Annotated in this window: 16 protein-coding genes; 9 read left to right on the top strand and 7 right to left on the bottom strand. The window is 64.3% G+C overall.

Going from position 1 to position 17,149, the window contains the following annotated elements; genetic code table 11:
• Positions 1-14: 14 nt before the first annotated feature.
• The 3 genes from gcvT to ACI2KK_RS12460 all read left to right on the top strand — a co-directional run bounded on the left by gcvT (position 15) and on the right by ACI2KK_RS12460 (position 2,264).
• On the top strand, positions 15-1,136 hold the full coding sequence (gcvT, locus tag ACI2KK_RS12450; RefSeq protein WP_404669130.1) for a glycine cleavage system aminomethyltransferase GcvT: 1,122 nt from the start codon (positions 15-17) through the stop codon (positions 1,134-1,136).
• A gap of 345 nt (positions 1,137-1,481) precedes the next feature.
• Complete coding sequence (locus ACI2KK_RS12455; RefSeq protein WP_217840126.1) at positions 1,482-1,691, top strand: cold-shock protein; 210 nt, start codon at positions 1,482-1,484, stop codon at positions 1,689-1,691.
• 84 nt (positions 1,692-1,775) lie between these two features.
• Positions 1,776-2,264, top strand: a complete 489-nt coding sequence (locus ACI2KK_RS12460) for an RDD family protein (protein ID WP_369987917.1) — start codon at positions 1,776-1,778, stop codon at positions 2,262-2,264.
• Between the two features lie 144 nt (positions 2,265-2,408).
• On the opposite strand, the gene lptG is transcribed toward ACI2KK_RS12460, so the two are convergent.
• Positions 2,409-3,470, bottom strand: a complete 1,062-nt coding sequence (lptG, locus tag ACI2KK_RS12465) for an LPS export ABC transporter permease LptG (RefSeq protein WP_217840128.1) — start codon at positions 3,468-3,470, stop codon at positions 2,409-2,411.
• A complete protein-coding gene (gene lptF, locus ACI2KK_RS12470) occupies positions 3,463-4,578 on the bottom strand; it encodes an LPS export ABC transporter permease LptF (protein ID WP_404669131.1) in 1,116 nt (371 codons plus the stop codon). Before lptF ends, lptG begins: the two co-directional genes overlap by 8 nt.
• A 288-nt stretch (positions 4,579-4,866) precedes the next feature.
• On the opposite strand from lptF, the gene ACI2KK_RS12475 reads away from it, so the two are divergent.
• The 5 genes from ACI2KK_RS12475 to rlmF all read left to right on the top strand — a co-directional run bounded on the left by ACI2KK_RS12475 (position 4,867) and on the right by rlmF (position 11,372).
• Positions 4,867-6,360 (top strand): leucyl aminopeptidase, encoded by a 1,494-nt coding sequence (locus ACI2KK_RS12475; RefSeq protein WP_404669132.1) that lies wholly within the window; start codon positions 4,867-4,869, stop codon positions 6,358-6,360.
• Positions 6,361-6,409: 49 nt separating this feature from the next.
• On the top strand, positions 6,410-6,838 hold the full coding sequence (locus ACI2KK_RS12480; protein ID WP_404669133.1) for a DNA polymerase III subunit chi: 429 nt from the start codon (positions 6,410-6,412) through the stop codon (positions 6,836-6,838).
• Positions 6,839-6,844: 6 nt separating this feature from the next.
• On the top strand, positions 6,845-7,219 hold the full coding sequence (locus ACI2KK_RS12485) for a DNA polymerase III subunit chi (RefSeq protein ID WP_217886329.1): 375 nt from the start codon (positions 6,845-6,847) through the stop codon (positions 7,217-7,219).
• 207 nt (positions 7,220-7,426) lie between these two features.
• Positions 7,427-10,273 carry a valine--tRNA ligase gene (locus ACI2KK_RS12490; protein ID WP_404669134.1) on the top strand — a complete coding sequence of 949 codons (2,847 nt, stop codon included), beginning with the start codon at positions 7,427-7,429 and terminating at the stop codon, positions 10,271-10,273.
• 163 nt (positions 10,274-10,436) lie between these two features.
• On the top strand, positions 10,437-11,372 hold the full coding sequence (gene rlmF, locus ACI2KK_RS12495; RefSeq protein ID WP_404669135.1) for a 23S rRNA (adenine(1618)-N(6))-methyltransferase RlmF: 936 nt from the start codon (positions 10,437-10,439) through the stop codon (positions 11,370-11,372).
• Positions 11,373-11,593: 221 nt separating this feature from the next.
• Here rlmF and ACI2KK_RS12500 read toward each other — a convergent pair whose 3' ends face one another.
• The gene (locus tag ACI2KK_RS12500) at positions 11,594-11,875 is read right to left on the bottom strand and encodes an HU family DNA-binding protein (RefSeq protein WP_217840135.1); all 282 of its coding nucleotides are present in this window, start codon (positions 11,873-11,875) and stop codon (positions 11,594-11,596) included.
• Positions 11,876-12,267: 392 nt separating this feature from the next.
• Between ACI2KK_RS12500 and yejK the strand changes: the two genes are divergently transcribed.
• Positions 12,268-13,275, top strand: a complete 1,008-nt coding sequence (yejK, locus tag ACI2KK_RS12505) for a nucleoid-associated protein YejK (protein WP_217840136.1) — start codon at positions 12,268-12,270, stop codon at positions 13,273-13,275.
• A gap of 307 nt (positions 13,276-13,582) precedes the next feature.
• Here yejK and ACI2KK_RS12510 read toward each other — a convergent pair whose 3' ends face one another.
• From ACI2KK_RS12510 to ACI2KK_RS12525, 4 genes are all read right to left on the bottom strand, one after another.
• The gene (locus ACI2KK_RS12510) at positions 13,583-13,867 is read right to left on the bottom strand and encodes a GIY-YIG nuclease family protein (protein WP_404669136.1); all 285 of its coding nucleotides are present in this window, start codon (positions 13,865-13,867) and stop codon (positions 13,583-13,585) included.
• Positions 13,868-13,909: 42 nt separating this feature from the next.
• A complete protein-coding gene (locus ACI2KK_RS12515; RefSeq protein WP_404669137.1) occupies positions 13,910-14,380 on the bottom strand; it encodes a nuclear transport factor 2 family protein in 471 nt (156 codons plus the stop codon).
• Between the two features lie 544 nt (positions 14,381-14,924).
• On the bottom strand, positions 14,925-16,184 hold the full coding sequence (locus ACI2KK_RS12520; protein ID WP_404669138.1) for a CynX/NimT family MFS transporter: 1,260 nt from the start codon (positions 16,182-16,184) through the stop codon (positions 14,925-14,927).
• A gap of 14 nt (positions 16,185-16,198) precedes the next feature.
• The gene (locus ACI2KK_RS12525; protein WP_217840140.1) at positions 16,199-16,846 is read right to left on the bottom strand and encodes a FadR/GntR family transcriptional regulator; all 648 of its coding nucleotides are present in this window, start codon (positions 16,844-16,846) and stop codon (positions 16,199-16,201) included.
• Between the last annotated feature and the right edge of the window lie 303 nt (positions 16,847-17,149).

Here is a 17,149-nt window from a genome sequence, read left to right on the forward strand (position 1 = left end):
CCAAGGAGTCCCCGATGTCCGAAACACTGCAAAAGACCCCGCTGCACGCCCTGCACCTGGAACTGGGCGCGCGCATGGTGCCGTTCGCAGGCTTTGACATGCCCGTGCAGTACCCGCTGGGCGTGCTCAAGGAACACCTGCACACCCGCGAGCAGGCCGGCCTGTTCGACGTGTCGCACATGGGCCAGATCATCCTGCGCGGCAGCGACGCCGCCGCTGCACTGGAAACCCTGGTGCCGGTGGACATCATCGACCTGCCGGTGGGCATGCAGCGCTATGCCATGTTCACCAATGAACAAGGCGGCATCCTCGACGACCTGATGGTCGCCAACCTGGGCGACGACACTCTGTTCCTGGTGGTCAACGCCGCCTGCAAAGAGCAGGACCTGGCCCACCTGCAAGCGCACATCGGCAATCGCTGCGAAATTCAACCGCTGTTCGAGCAGCGCGCCCTGCTGGCCCTGCAAGGCCCGGCGGCAGTGAAGGTGCTGGAGCGCCTGGCCCCGCAAGTGGCCGGCATGACCTTCATGCAGTTCCGCCCGCTGCAACTGCTGGGTGAAGACTGCTTCGTCAGCCGCTCGGGCTACACCGGTGAAGATGGCTACGAAATCTCGGTACCGGCCACCGCCGCCGAAGCCCTGGCCCGCCGCCTGCTGGCCGAACCCGAAGTGCAACCCATCGGCCTGGGCGCCCGCGACTCGCTGCGCCTCGAAGCCGGCCTGTGCCTGTACGGCCACGACATGAACACCGACACCACGCCGATCGAAGCCAGCCTGCTGTGGGCGATTTCCAAGGTGCGCCGTGCCGATGGCGCCCGTGCCGGTGGTTTTCCCGGTGCCGGGCAGGTATTCGCCCAGCAGGTCGGCGGTGTAAAACGCAAACGGGTGGGCCTGCTGCCGCTGGAGCGCACGCCGGTTCGTGAGGGCGCCGAGATCGTCGACAGTAACGGCAAGACTGTTGGCGTAGTGTGCAGTGGCGGCTTTGGCCCGACCCTCGGCGCACCTGTAGCAATGGGTTATATCGATAGTGAACATGCCGCGCTGGAAACTTCGCTTTTTGCCGTGGTACGCGGCAAGCAAGTTGCCCTTAAAGTCAGCAAAATGCCTTTCGTGGCGCAACGTTACTATCGCGGCTGAATGCGTGAGGCAGGCCGGTTTGCATATTCGTTTTCGAACCTGCCTCATAACTTTTTCACAGGGCGCCAGGCCAGGCAGCATGGCGTTTTCGGCAAAATTTCAGGGGGTTTAAAAAAGCCCGTTTTTACTGCGCTGCAAGGGCTTGTGTTTCGCTTGGCAGTTGGCGTAGAGTCATTGCACTGTGTTTGCATGGGTCGCAATAGCTCGTGACCTGGGCCAGTAGCTGCAATTTGCTACAACCCGTTCGACGCCGCTTACTTCCTGCAAAACAGCCCAGTAATCTTTCACTTTTATATCGATGTGAAAGAACTGTCATCACAATCAAGCGTCATAGGAAATAAGACAATGGCTGAGCGTCAGAACGGTACCGTCAAGTGGTTCAATGACGAAAAAGGTTACGGCTTCATCACCCCCGAGAGCGGTCCAGACCTGTTCGTACACTTCCGCGCCATCGAAGGCAACGGCTTCAAGAGCCTGAAAGAAGGCCAGAAGGTCACCTTCGAAGCCGTCCAAGGCCAGAAAGGCCTGCAGGCAGACAAGGTTCAACCTGTCTAAGCCATGCGACAAAAAGCCCCTGCCAAGTGCAGGGGCTTTTTTTTGCCCGTAGAATGGCGGCTTCGTCATTCGGAGCTGTCCCGCATGTCCAAGCCTTTGCTCACACCCCAGGGGGACTTTCCACCGGTCGGCCTGGGCCGCCGCCTGGCGGCGATGTTCTACGACTTTCTGCTGTGCACCGCGCTGCTGATCGTGACCGGCGGCGTGTACAAGATGATCCAGATCGCCATCGTCGGCGAAGAGCGCCTGCGCCAGCTGAGCGATGCCGGCGCCCTGGACCAGGACCCGCTGTTCGCCACCCTCATGCTGTTCGTGCTGTTCGGTTTCTTTGCCAAGTTCTGGACCCACGGCGGCCAGACCCTGGGCATGCAGGTATGGGGCGTGCGGGTGCAGAACGCCGATGGCAGCGCCATCAGCCTGTGGCAGGCGCTGCTGCGTTTCGTGGTGTCGATTGCCTCGTGGCTGTGCCTGGGGCTGGGGTTCATCTGGTCGCTGTTCGACAAGCGCAAGCGCAGCTGGCATGACATGTATTCCGAGACGCAGTTGGTGCGGTTGCCCAAGCGCAAGAAGTGACAGAAAACGTCACCGCGTGGGAGCGGGCTTGCCCCTCGATGGTCTTCTCACCGCCATCGCGGGGCAAGCCCGCTCCCACGCCAGCCCACACAACGCCCACAAAAAAGCCGACCCTGAGGTCGGCTTTTTTTGCGGTTCAGGCCATCAACCGGCCCGGCGCAACAACCACACACCGGCCAGCGCACAGATGCCGGCCGGTAGCAGCACCGCCAGCAGCGGCGGGAAGCCGAACACCTGGCTCGAAGGGCCCAGCAGGTCGCCGGCGATGCGGAACACGAAGCCCACCAGCACACCGGTGAACACACGCTGGCCGAGGGTGACCGAACGCAGTGGGCCGAAGATGAACGAGATCGCCATCAGCACCAGCGCAGCAGTCACTGCCGGTTGCAGCACCTTGGTCCAGAACGCCAGCCAGTAGCGGGCGTTGTTCAGGCCCTGGTCGGCCAGGTAGTGGATGTAGTCCCACAGCCCGGTGATCGACAGCGACTCCGGCGCCAGCACCACGGTGTTGAGCAGCTCGGGGGTGACCGACACATCCCACGGCTCTTCTGCCGCCTTGACCACTTCGGTGTGGTCACCGCGGAAGTGGGTGGTGGCAACGTCGCTCAGCACCCACTGGTTGTCGCGGTACTGAGCCTTGCGGGCGAAGCTGGACGAAGCGATCTGGCGCTTGTCGTCGAAACGGTAGCGGGTCACGCCCAGCAGCAGGCCGTTGGGCTGCACCGAGTTGATGTGCACGAACTCCTCGCCCTGGCGGTGCCACATGCCGCGCTTGGAGCTTTGCGCCTCGCCGCCGCCCTGGGCCAACGAGCGGTCGGCCTGGGCCTTGTTCTCGGTGACGGGAGCGACGTATTCGCCAATCAGCAAGCCCACCAGCATCAGCACCAGCATGGGCTTCATCACCGCCCAGACGATGCGGCCGATGGATACGCCAGCGGCGCGCATGATGGTCAGCTCGCTGCTGCTGGCCAGGCTGCCCAGACCGATCAGGCAGCCGATCAGTGCGGCCATCGGCAGCATGTCGTACAGCCGGCGCGGCGCGGTGAGCGCCACATAGATACCGGCGTCGAGCACGCTGTAGGTGTTGCTCAGGTCGCCCATCTCGTCGATGAAGGCGAACAGCGAAGCCAGGCCGAGGATGATGCCCAGCACCGCGAGAATGGCCAGCAGCACGCTCTGGCCGATGTAACGGTCGAGCTTAGCCATGGGCCACCTCCGCACGGCGCGCCGCACGCTTGAGGCGCATCGGCTCCCAATACATCAGGGCCAGGCCGATCAGCAGGAACAGGGCGTGAACCCACCACATGCCCAGGGCGATGGGCAACTTGCCCTTCTCCAGGGCGCCGCGCACGGAAATCAGCATCGTCAGGTAAGCCATGTACAGAAGAATCGCCGGCAGCAGCTTGAGGAAGCGGCCCTGGCGCGGGTTGACCCGCGACAGCGGTACCGCCAGCAGGGTCACGATGAACACCAGCAGCGGCAGCGACAGGCGCCACTGCAACTCGGCACGCTCACGCACGCCTTTGTGGCCGAACAGCTGCGAGGTGGGGATGGCCTCGCGCTCGGTCACTTCTTCGCTGACCTCGGGCTTGGGCAGCAGTACGCCATAGGTGTCGTACTTGATGGCGCGGTAGTCGGCCTGGCCAGGGTTACCGTCATAGCGGTAGCCGTTTTCCAGTACCAGGTAGCGGTTGCCGTCGGCCTGGACTTCCTGGTGGCCCTTCTCGGCCACCAGCACCGACGGGGCGCGGTCCTTGGTCTTGTCCTGGTTGAAGCGTTTCTCGGAAATGAACACCCCGGCCAGGTTGACCCGGTCGTCCGAGAGCTGCTCGGTGTAGGTGACTCGCGAACCGTCGCGCAGGGTCTGGAAACGCCCCGGCACCAAGGTGTCGAACTCGGTCAGTGCATCCTGCTGGGCGATGATCTTCTGCACCTGGGCAACCCCTTGCGGGGCCAGGCTCAGGCTCAGCCAGGCTACCAGCAGGGCGACCAGCGCGGCGGGTGCCAGGGTCATGGCCAGCAGGCGCTGCTGGCTCATGCCGGTGGCCGAGAGCACGGTCATCTCGCTTTCGAGATAAAGCCGGCCATAGGCGAGCAGAATGCCGAGGAACAGGCCCAGCGGCAAAATCAGTTGCAGGAAGCCCGGCAGGCGAAAGCCCATGATCAGGAACAACACACCCGGATCGAGCACGCCCTGGGCCGCCTGGGCCAGGTATTTGATGAAGCGCCCGCTCATGATGATGACCAGCAGCACAGCGCTGACGGCACTCAAGGTCACGAGGACCTCGCGGGACAGATAACGGAAGACGATCAAACCAGACACTCCTGGGTTGTCAGGGGCACACAGCCATACGAACGATTCGAAAAGCCAGGACCAATGCCGGTTCGCCAAGGCGAACCTCCATGGAAAGTGCGCGCATTATCCTGTGATTGACCGCGCCTGTCACTTGGCCACGCATGACGCTGCATGTCGGGGTTGTCATCTTGGATCCCGCAGGCTCAAACTGGCAGCTTTTCCGCTGGCCGCAAAGGCGGCCTAACCGGTATTCCGAGCGCCTGCAACAGACAGCGCCAACCCACAGATCATTCGGGGAACCCTGACATGGAACTGGTTGTAAAAAGCGTAGCCGCTGCATCCGTAAAAACCGCCACCCTGGTGATCCCGGTGGGTGAAGGGCGCAAGCTCGGCAACGTTGCCAAGGCCGTCGACCTGGCCTGCGAAGGCGCCATCAGCGCCCTGCTCAAGCGCGGCGACCTGGCCGGCAAGCCGGGCCAGACCCTGCTGCTGCACAGCCTGCCGGGGCTCAAGGCCGAGCGCGTGCTGCTGGTGGGCAGCGGCAAGGACGAAGCCCTGGGCGACCGCGCCTGGCGCAAGCTGGTGGCCAGCGCTGCCGGCGTGCTCAAGGGCCTGGGCGGCACTGACGCCGTGCTGGCCCTGGACGACCTGGCGGTCAGCGCCCGTGACGGCCACTACGGCAAGTACCGCCTGCTGGCCGAGACCCTGCTCGACGGCGCCTACGTGTTCGACCGTTTCAAGAGCAAGAAGGCCGAGCCGCGCGCCCTGAAAAAAATCACCCTGCTGGCCGACAAGGCCGGCCAGGCCGAGGTGGAGCGCGCCGTCAAGCACGCCACCGCCATCGCCAACGGCATGGCCTACACCCGCGACCTGGGCAACCTGCCGCCGAACATCTGCCACCCAAGCTTCCTCGCCGAGCAGGCCAAGGACCTGGGCAAGGCGCATAAAGGCCTGAAGGTCGAAGTGCTGGACGAGAAGAAGATCAAGGACCTGGGCATGGGCGCGTTCTACGCCGTCGGCCAGGGCAGCGACCAGCCGCCACGCCTGATCGTGCTCAACTACCAGGGCGGTAAAAAGGCCGACAAGCCGTTCGTGCTGGTGGGCAAGGGCATCACCTTCGACACCGGCGGCATCAGCCTCAAGCCTGGCGCCGGCATGGACGAAATGAAGTACGACATGTGCGGCGCCGCCAGCGTGTTCGGCACTCTCAAAGCGGTGCTCGAGCTGCAACTGCCGATCAACCTGGTGTGCCTGCTGGCCTGTGCCGAAAACATGCCGAGCGGCGGCGCCACCCGCCCGGGCGACATCGTCACCACCATGAGCGGGCAGACCGTCGAGATCCTCAACACCGACGCCGAAGGCCGCCTGGTGCTGTGCGACACCCTCACCTACGCCGAACGCTTCAAGCCCCAGGCGGTGATCGACCTGGCCACCCTGACCGGCGCCTGCATCGTCGCCCTGGGCAGCCACACCTCGGGCCTGATGGGCAACAACGACGAACTGGTCGGCCAACTGCTGGACGCCGGCAAGCGCGCCGACGACCGCGCCTGGCAACTGCCGCTGTTCGACGAGTACCAGGAGCAACTGGACAGCCCGTTCGCCGACATCGCCAACATCGGCGGCCCGAAGGCCGGCACCATCACCGCGGGCTGCTTCCTGTCGCGCTTCGCCAAGGCCTACAACTGGGCACACCTGGACATCGCCGGTACCGCCTGGATCAGCGGTGGCAAGGACAAGGGCGCCTCGGGCCGCCCGGTGCCGCTGCTCACCCAGTACCTGCTGGACCGCGCCGGCGCCTGATGGCGCACAGCCGGTGGCGCCCAGGCGCCGCCGGCTGGCGAATTGAACGATGAGCAAAGTCGACTTTTACATCCTGCCCACCGACGCGCTGTCGGCGCGGCTGGATTTTGCCTGCAAGCTGTGCGAGAAAGCCTGGCGCCTCGGCCACCGGGTCTACCTGCATTGCCAGGACGAAGCGCAACGCCTGGAGCTGGACGAACGCCTGTGGCGCTTCAAGGGCGAGGCCTTCGTGCCCCACGACCATCACGAGCAGCACAGCGACGCCAGCGTGGCGCTGGGCATTGGCGATGAGGCCGGCAGCCACCGCGACCTGCTGATCAACCTGGGCGGCGGTGTGCCCGGGTTCGTCGGGCAGTTCGAGCGGGTCGCCGAAATCGTCGTCGAGGAGCCCGGCATTCGCCAGGCGGCCCGCGAGCGATTCCGTTTCTACCGAGAACAGGGCTATGCTCTGCAAGATCACCGCTTACAACGACTGTAGAAGACGATGGACAAGCAGCTGACCTCCCTCACCCATAATGCCCACCTGCTCGACGACCTTGAGTCGATTCGCGAGCTGCTGGGCGACGCCAACCTGCAACCGCCGCTGCTCACCGAAACGGTGGAGCAGATCCCGCTGTTGCTCGACGAGCCGGCCGGCAACGATACCCCGCCACCGGTCGCCGAAGCCGCGCCCGCCGCCCCCGAAGAAGATGCCCAGACCCGCCGCCAGGACACCCTGCTGCACCTGGACGCCGAGCTGCGCGCCGCGGCGCAGTTGATCATGCAGGACGTGATCAACGACTTCACCCCGCATATCGAGACCGAGATCAAGCGCCGCCTCGACGCGCGGCTCGATCGCTTGCTCAAGCGTTCCGAGTAGTCTGCGTCTTCCTGCACCGGCCTCTTCGCGGGCAAGCCCGCTCCCACAGGTACGGCGTCGTTCTTGAGGGCGACGCCGTACCTGTGGGAGCGGGCTTGCCCGCGAAGAAGCCCACGCGGTGCAATGTCACTACACCGTGTCCCCTGCGCCCTCCCCGTTGTATACTTCCCGGCTTTCCCGAACAAATGCCATAGGGTCCCGCCGCGCATGGACAAGACCTACCAGCCGCACGCCATCGAAACTTCCTGGTACAACACCTGGGAGTCCGAGAACTATTTCGCCCCGCAAGGTGCTGGTGACTCGTACACCATCATGATCCCGCCGCCGAACGTCACCGGCAGCCTGCACATGGGCCACGGTTTCAACAACGCGATCATGGACGCCCTGATTCGTTTTCGCCGCATGCAGGGCCGTGACACCCTGTGGCAGCCAGGCACCGACCACGCCGGTATCGCCACGCAAATGCTGGTGGAGCGCCAGCTCGAAGCCAAAGGCCAGAACCGCCACGACCTGGGTCGTGAGAAGTTCCTCGAGAAGGTCTGGGAGTGGAAGGACCAGTCCGGCGGCAACATCAGCCGGCAGATCCGCCGCCTGGGCTCGTCGGTGGACTGGAGCCGCGAGCGCTTCACCATGGACGACGGCCTGTCCGAAGCGGTCAAGGAAGCCTTCGTGCGCCTGCACGAGGACGGCCTGATCTACCGCGGCAAGCGTCTGGTCAACTGGGACACCAAGCTGCACACGGCGATCTCCGACCTTGAAGTGGAAAACCACGACGAGAAGGGCCACCTGTGGAACCTGCGCTACCCGCTGGCCGATGGCGCCAAGACCGCCGAAGGCAAGGACCACCTGGTGGTTGCCACCACCCGTCCGGAAACCCTGCTGGGTGATGCCGCCGTCGCCGTCAACCCCAACGACGAGCGCTACCAGGCGCTGATCGGCAAGTTCGTCGAGCTGCCGCTGGTCGGCCGCCGCATCCCGATCATCGCCGACGACTACTGCGACCCGGAGTTCGGCACCGGCTGCGTGAAGATCACCCCGGCCCACGACTTCAACGACTACGAAGTCGGCAAGCGCCACAACCTGCCGCTGCTCAACATCTTCGACAAGAACGCCCTGGTGCTGCCCGCCGCCCAGGCCTTCAACCTCGACGGCAGCGTCAACGAGCAGTTCGACACCAGCCTGCCCGCCCAGTACGCCGGCCTCGACCGCTTCGTCGCACGCAAGCAGATCGTTGCCGACCTGGACGCCCAGGGCCTGCTGGTGAGCATCGACGACCACGCCCTGAAGGTGCCGAAAGGCGACCGTTCGGGCACCGTCATCGAGCCGTGGCTGACCGACCAGTGGTACGTCTCCACCAAGCCGCTGGCCGAGCCTGCCATCGAAGCCGTGGAAGACGGCCGCATCCAGTTCGTACCTAAACAGTACGAGAACATGTACTTCTCGTGGATGCGCGACATCCAGGACTGGTGCATCAGCCGTCAGCTGTGGTGGGGCCACCGCATCCCGGCCTGGTACGACGAGGCCGGCCAGGTCTATGTGGGCCGCAACGAGGAAGAAGTGCGCAGCAAGCACAACCTCGGCGCCGACATCAAGCTGCGCCAGGACGACGACGTGCTCGACACCTGGTTCAGCTCGGGCCTGTGGACCTTCTCGACCCTCGGCTGGCCTGAGCAGACCGAGTTCCTGAAGAAATTCCACAGCACCGACGTGCTGGTGACCGGCTTCGACATCATCTTCTTCTGGGTTGCGCGCATGATCATGCTGACCATGCACCTGATCAAGAACGAGGACGGCACCCCGCAGGTTCCGTTCAAGACCGTGTACGTGCACGGCCTGGTCCGTGACGGCCAGGGCCAGAAGATGTCCAAGTCCAAGGGCAACGTGCTTGACCCGCTGGACATCGTCGACGGCATCACCCTCGACGCCCTGCTGGAAAAACGCACCAGCGGCATGATGCAGCCCAAGCTTGCCGAGAAAATCGCCAAGCAGACCAAGGCCGAATTCCCCGAAGGCATCGCCAGCTACGGCACTGACGCGCTGCGCTTCACCTTCTGCTCGCTGGCCTCCACCGGCCGCGACATCAAGTTCGACATGGGCCGCGTCGAAGGCTACCGCAACTTCTGCAACAAGATCTGGAACGCCGCGCGCTACGTGCTGGACAAGGGCGAGGACTGCGGCCAGAACGGCGAGGCCTACGAGCTGTCGCTGGCTGATCGCTGGATCATCTCGCAGCTGCAGCGCACCGAAGCCGAAGTGACCCGCCAGCTCGAGCAGTTCCGCTTCGACCTGGCCAGCCAGGCGCTGTACGAGTTCATCTGGAACCAGTACTGCGACTGGTACCTGGAGCTGTCCAAGCCGGTACTGTGGGACGAGAACGCCCCGGTCGAGCGCGCCCGTGGCACCCGTCGCACCCTGGTGCGCGTGCTCGAAGTGGCGCTGCGCCTGGCCCACCCGTTCATGCCGTTCATCACCGAAGAAATCTGGCAGCGCATCGCGCCGCTGGCCGGTATCGAAGGCAAGACCATCATGCTGCAGGCCTGGCCTGTGGCGAACGAAAGCCGCATCGACGCCGCCGCCGAAGGCGACATCGAGTGGCTGAAAGAGTTGATGGTCGGCCTGCGCAACATCCGCGCCGAGATGAACATCGGCCCGGGCAAGCCGCTGCCGCTGTTCCTGAAAAACGCCAACGCCGACGACCAACGCCGCCTGCAGGAAAACGAAGCGCTGCTGAAGAAGCTGGCCAAGGTCGAGTCGTTCACCGTACTGGGTGAGCAGGACGAAGCACCGCTGTCGGCCACCGCGCTGGTGGGTGACCTGCAAGTGCTGGTGCCGATGGCCGGCCTGATCGACAAGGATGCGGAAATGGCTCGCCTGAACAAGGAAATTCAGCGCCTGCAGGGTGAAGTGCAGCGGGTGGGCGGCAAGCTGTCCAACGCCGCCTTCGTCGACAAGGCGCCGCCTGCGGTGATCGAGAAGGAACGCGCCAAGCTGGCCGAGTCCGAACAGGCCCTGGCCAACTTCACCGAGCAGCATGCGCGGATTGCTGCGCTGTAACAATCTGATAGACCGTTGGGGCCGCTTTGCGGCCCTTTCGCGACACAAGGCCGCTCCTACAGGGACGGCGCCGGTTTGAAGGGCGCCGCTATCCTGTAGGAGCGGCCTTGTGTCGCGAAAGGGCTGCAAAGCAGCCCCAAGGCCTGCAACACCGGATCCGACCATGACTGACAAACCCACCCTGCACCCGCGCAACCGCCACCAGGGCCGCTACGACTTCCCGGCGCTGATCAAGGCCCACCCGGACCTGGCCCGCTTCACCATCACCAACCCCCACGGTAAACCCAGCATCGACTTCGCCAACCCCGAAGCCGTGCGGGTGTTCAACCGGGCGCTGCTCAAGGCCCAGTACGGCATCCAGCACTGGGACATCCCCGCCGACTACCTGTGCCCGCCGATTCCGGGGCGCGCCGACTACATCCACGTTGCCGCCGACTTGCTGGCCGAAGACAACGGCGGTGAAGTACCGCGCGGCGCCCAGGTGCGCGCCCTGGACATCGGCGTAGGCGCCAACTGCATCTACCCCCTGCTGGGCCACAGCGATTACCGCTGGCGCTTCACCGGCTCCGACATCGACCCGGTGGCCCTGGCCTCGGCCAAGGCCATCGTGCAGGCCAACCAACTGGACAAGGCCATCGGCCTGCGTCTGCAAGCCGAGCGCAAGCACATCCTCAGCGGCCTGCTGCAGGAGGGTGAACGTTACGCGGTGACCCTGTGCAACCCGCCCTTCCATGCCTCGCGTGAAGAAGCCACCCGTGGCAGCCAGCGCAAGTGGAAGAACCTCGGTAAGCAGGACCCCAAACGCAAGCTGCCGGTGCTTAACTTTGGCGGGCAGAACAACGAGCTGTGGTGCGAGGGCGGCGAGATCCGCTTCGTGACGCAACTGGTCGGTGAAAGCGTGCAGTACGCAGCCCAGGTGCTGTGGTTTACCAGCCTGGTGTCCAAGGCCAGCAACCTGCCGGGCATTGAGGCTGCACTGAAGAAAGCCGGGGTGAAGGCTGTGCGCATCGTCGAGATGGGCCAGGGGCAGAAGCAGAGCCGCATGGTGGCTTGGAGCTTCCATGACGATGAGGCGCGCAAGGCCTGGCTGGCCAGATAACAATCCGAACGTTCGCGCAGCCCCCGGTAGGAGCGGCCTTGTGTCGCGAAAGGGCTGCGAAGCAGCCCCAACGATATGTGCAATGACGCACTTCCTGGGGCCGCTACGCGCCCCATTCGCGACACAAGGCCGCTCCTACAGGGATCGCGGGCGGCAGAAACACAGGCACAAAAAAACCGCGCCCGGGCAAGCCGGGCGCGGTTTCGTCAACGCCTCAACAATTACTTGTTGATGGAGTCGCTCAGGGACTTGGCCGGAACGAACTTGACGACTTTCTTGGCAGCGATTTCGATGGCAGCGCCAGTCGAAGGGTTGCGGCCGGTACGGGCAGGACGCTCGGAGACTTTCAGTTTGCCGATGCCTGGCAGGGTGATTTCGGCGCCGTTTTCCAGTTGGTCAGCGACGATCTGGCCCAGTTGCTCCAGGGCAGCGCGCGCGGTGGTTTTTGGCGCGTCGATCGATTCAGCGATATCGGCAATCAGTTGGTCTTTGGTCAGTGCCATGGTGGTGTTCCTTCCCTATCAAATCAGAGGTTGTGCAGCGTGCTTGGTCGGTGGTCGGGCCAGCCCGGGGACAATCCAGAGGCCGCGTCGATCGCGTATGTAGATACACAAATCGGCGTTTGGTTCGACACCCCGCAAGCAAGCTGCCAGCAATGCGCCACACAGGGGGCGCAAGACCGCGCAAAGCTACCACATGAATCGATAAATATCCGCTGTCGACATTGATTTTGTGCAGGTTTTTCGGGGGTTTGCGGAAAAAAACCGGCAAATCGTACAAAAAACAAGCAACCGCCATTTACGCCAACATCTGGCCACTGCACCACCCCCGCCCTGGGGTAAACTGGGCGCCTTTTGCAGCGCGGTGCCGCACCGCCCAACAGACCGAGAATTCCATGCCCATCCGTCATTGCATCGTTCACCTGATCGACAAGAAGCCCGATGGCAGCCCCGCCGTGCTGCACGCCCGCGACAGCGAGCTGGCAGCCTCCGACGCCATCGAAAACCTGCTGGCCGACCTCAACGACAGCTACAACGCCAAGCAAGGCAAGGCCTGGGGTTTCTTCCACGGTGAATCCGGCGCCTACCCGTTCAGCGGCTGGCTCAAGCAGTACCTGGACACCGAACAGGACTTCACCGCGTTCAGCCGCACCGCCGTCGAGCACCTGCAAAAGCTGATGGAAGAATCCAACCTGTCCACCGGCGGTCACGTGCTGTTCGCCCACTACCAGCAAGGCATGACCGAGTACCTGGCCATCGCCCTGCTGCACCACAGCGAAGGCGTGGCGGTGAACGCCGAGCTGGACGTGACGCCGTCGCGCCACCTGGACCTCGGCCAACTGCACCTGGCGGCGCGGGTCAACCTGTCGGAATGGAAGAACAACCAGGCTTCGAAGCAGTACATCTCGTTCATCAAAGGCAAGAACGGCAAGAAGGTCTCGGACTACTTCCGCGACTTCATCGGCTGCCAGGAGGGCGTCGACGGCCCGGGTGAAACCCGTACCCTGCTCAAGGCCTTCAGCGACTTCGTGGAAAAAGAGGACCTGCCGGAAGAGTCCGCCCGCGAAAAGACCCAGACCCTGGTCGACTACGCCACCACCCAGACCAAGCTGGGCGAGCCGATGGCGCTCGAGGAGCTCTCCAGCCTGATCGACGAAGACCGCCCGCAGGCATTCTTCGATCACATCCGCAACAGCGACTACGGGCTGTCGCCGGAGATCCCGGCAGACAAACGCACCCTAAACCAGTTCCGCCGCTTCACCGGCCGTGCCGAAGGCTTGTCGATCAGCTTCGAGGCGCATTTGCTGGGCTCGAAGATCGAGTATGACGAAGAGGCCGGGACGCTGGTGATCAAGGGGCTTCCGACGCAACTGATCGACCAGCTCAAGCGCCGCAAGGACTGAGACGAGCAGCCTGGCTGCGCATACTTTGTGGGAGCAACTGTCTTGTACTGCCTGAACCGGCCTCATCGCCGGCAAGCCGGCTCCTACAGGTACAGCACTGACCTGAAGCTTATGCAATCCCTGTGGGAGCGGGTTTACCCGCGAAGCCGGCAACACGGTGTATGGCACCGGCTATGCCGGTGTTCGCGGGTAAACCCGCTCCCACAGGCTTCACCTGCGCTGTAGCGGTAGGAGCCGGCTTGCCGGCGATAGGGCCGCAGCAGGCAGCACAAGACAGCTCCTCAGAAGCGCCGATCAATCACCAGGTTCAAATTTCGCAATAGGAAGCCACCAACGCCTCCTTGGCCTTCTTGCGCAACTTTTTCACCAGCCGCTCCTGGCGCAGCGCTTCACCCTTGTCGGGCCACTGCTCCACATACACCAGCGCCTGCGCCGGGCTGGTCTTGAAGTAGCGCGCACCCTGCCCCTTCTGGTGCTTGATGAAGCGCCGCTGCGGGTCGTCGCTGATGCCGCAGTACAGCGAGCCATTGGCGGCGCGCACCAGGTAGACGTACCAGGGCTTGCACTCGGCGGGTGGTGGAGTTTCGCTCACGGTTCGGTTCGATACAGCTGAAGGTGGCGCAAGCTTACCCGCTCAGCGGCCCTGCTGGAATGCGCGCAGGCCCTTGAACGCTTGCTGGCGCACCTTGTTCTGCAGCATTGGCGACCAGCCCAGCAGCACACCAGGGGTGCCCAGCGCCTGCCGCGCCCAGCGCCACAGGTCGAAGGTGTCGTCATGCTGGCAGATCAGCCCGTCGCGGATCACGAAGCGCGCCTGGATGTCATTGACCACCACCCGGCCGGTCTGGCTGAACAGGTAGGTTGCCACCCAGTGCGCCGCGCCGCCGCGCTCGTCACTGCGCACGTTGTCGAAGGTCAGGGTGAAGTCCTTGGCGCGCGAGGTGAGCATGCGCCACATGTCCTTGGCGTCATCGCCGCGCAGGGTGCCGAACACCGGGTCGCTGAACGCAATGTCGTCGCTGTAGCAGGCCGCCATGGCCTCGGCGTCCAGGCGTTGGAAAGCCTCGTAGAAACGGGTGATCAAGGCGCTGTTGGCGTCGCTCATGGGCAGGTCCTGTGCTAGGGGCGAAAGGCGCACGATAGCCTGTGGCCACTTATGGCGCCATATCCATCAGCGTCATGAATGATCGCTTGGCCCGTGGGCCGGGCTATTTCCAGGACGACGCTGCGTGGGAACGGGCTTGCCCCGCGATACCGGCGAAGCCGGTGCCAGCCACCGCGTCGCCTGTTTCGCGGCTGAAGCCCCACAGGTCCAGCGCTTGGTTTGGACTTCGCACGATCCTGTAGGAGCCGGCTTGCCGGCGATCACCGGCACAGCCGGTGCCAGCATTCGCCTGTGCCGGCCCTATCGCCGGCAAGCCGGCTCCTACAAGGGGCGCGCTAGATCTTGGAAATTGAACAAGACAGTTGCTACCACAGGCACAGCGCTTCATTCAGAGTTTGCGCAGCCCTGTGGGAGCGGGTTTACCCGCGAAGCAGGCAGTGCGGTGGATGGCACGGGCTTCGCCCGTGTTCGCGGTGGTCCGGCACCCCGGCAAGCCCGCTCCCACAGGTACCGTGCCGTATCTGGAATCTCGGCTTGCCGCGCCTCACACCTTCTCGCTGCTCACCTGCACATGCAGCGCCCGCCCGGCCCCCAGGCCGAACACGATGGCGCCCACGCCGAGCACGGCGAAAATCCAGCCCACGGCATTCCAGCCGCCGGTCAGGTCATGCACCAGACCCACCGCGAACGGCCCCATCGATGCCAGCGTATAGCCCACGCCCTGGGCCATGCTCGACAGGTTGGCGGCCACGTGGGCGTCTTTGGAGCGCAGCACGATCAGGGTCAGCGCCAGGGCGAAGGTACCGCCCTGCCCCAGGCCCAGCAGCACCGCCCAGCCCCACAGCCCGTCGATGGGCGCATACAGGCAGCCGAACAGCCCGGCCAGGGTGACCAGCATCACCACCACGATGGCCAGGCGCTGGTCCCTGCCGCGGGTGGCCAGCCATGGCGCACCCAGCGAGCTGACCAGTTGCACGATCACCGACCCGGACAGCACCAGCCCGGCCTCGGTGGGGCTCAGCCCGCGGCCAATGAGGATCGACGGCAACCAGCCGAACACGATGTAGGCCAGCGACGATTGCAAGCCCATGTACAGGGTCACCTGCCAGGCCAGCGGGTCGCGCCACAGCCCCCGCACGCGGTAGGCGGCCTTGTGCAGGCCGTGCCCCTGGCGCGCCTGGGGCAACCAGACCAGCATCGCCAGCAACGCCGGCACCATCCAGAAGCCCAGCCCCAGCGCCCAGTTGCCGTCGAAGTGGCTGGCCAGCGGCACGGTGGCGCCGGCAGCCATGGCCGCACCCAGGCACAGGGCCATGGTGTAGACGCCGGTCAGCGTGCCGGCGTGCTGCGGGAAATCACGTTTGACGATACCGGGCAGCAGCACGCCGATGATGCCGATGCTGGCACCGGCCATGAGGCTGCCGAGGAAGATGCCGGCCACCCCGAACGCACTGCGTACCAGGATGCCCAAGGCCAAGGTCACGAGGATGCCGAGGATCACCCGTTCGCTGCCGAACCTGCGCGCCAGGATTGGCGCCAGCGGCGCGAACAGCCCCAGGCACAGCACCGGCAAGGTGGTCAGCAGCCCGGCTTCGGAGGCGTTGAGCCCAAGCCCCGCGGACACCTGCCCGAGCACCGGCGCCATGCTCGACAGCGCCGGGCGCAGGTTCAGCGCCACCAGCACCAGGCCCAGCAACAGCAGCCAGGGCCGCTGCAGCAGTACCGGCTGCTGCTGAACTTGTTCATCGTCGGCCTCGGCATCGATGAGCAGTTCATCGAGTTCGCGGTTTGCTTGATCACTCATGGGGGCAGTTCCAGTCAGGATTCGATGAGGGTCCGGCTGAGGCGCTTGGCACGCTGCGGATCGCGTTGTTCGAGGGCGTCGAGGATCTGCCCGTGCAGGTCGAAGGTGGCCTGGCAACGGGGGACGCTGGTCATGTTGTGTTGCAGGGCTGCGGCGACCACACCGGAGAAGTAGCGGTACAGCTCGCTGAGCGCGGGGTTGTGGGCGGCGTCCACCAGGCGTTGGTGGAACTGGATGTCGCAGGCGACATAGGCATCGACATCGCCGTGAAAGTGCTCGCCGCTTTGCAGCAGGGCCTGGCGCAGTTCGCGCAGGTCGTGCTCGGTGCAGCGCAGCGCGGCCAGGCCGATGGCTTCGGCTTCGAGGATATGGCGGGTTTCGCGGGCGTGCTCGACGGTGCAGCGGGCCATGGCCTGCACGGCTTGCAGCGGGTCCTGCACGGTGCGCAGGTAGCTGCCGTCGCCCTGGCGGACTTCCACCAGGCCGCTGAAGGCCAGCACGCGCATGGCTTCACGCACGGTGTTACGGCTGATGCCCAGGTCGCTGGCAAGCTCAGGTTCGGTGGGCAGGCGTTGGCCTACTTGCCAGGTGCCTTTGGCGATCTGGTCGCGGAGTTGGTCTACGGCTTGTTCGACCAGGGAGCGTTTGGTGAGTTGGGACATTGGGGGGTTGGCTTTTCGTCCAGTCATCGGATGAATTCAGGGGGTGGACGATAGCGGGTTGGTGGGGGGTGTGGCAAGGGGTTGGGTTCGGGTTCGGGTTCGGGTTCGGGTTCGGGTTCGGGTTCGGGTTCGGGTTCGGGTTCGGGTTCGGGTTCGGGGCTTTATGGTGATTGCTTTGGGAGATATATGCGCATTCATTGACGATGTTGGCTTTTCGTCACCTTTCCGCCCTTACGGCGGGTAACTTTTTGAAGGATCAAAAAGTCACCAAAAAATCCCTGCTCCCATCATCCGGCCCCCTAC

Origin of the sequence: Pseudomonas sp. NPDC089406 (assembly GCF_044900265.1) — a bacterium.
Lineage (GTDB): Bacteria > Pseudomonadota > Gammaproteobacteria > Pseudomonadales > Pseudomonadaceae > Aquipseudomonas > Aquipseudomonas fakonensis.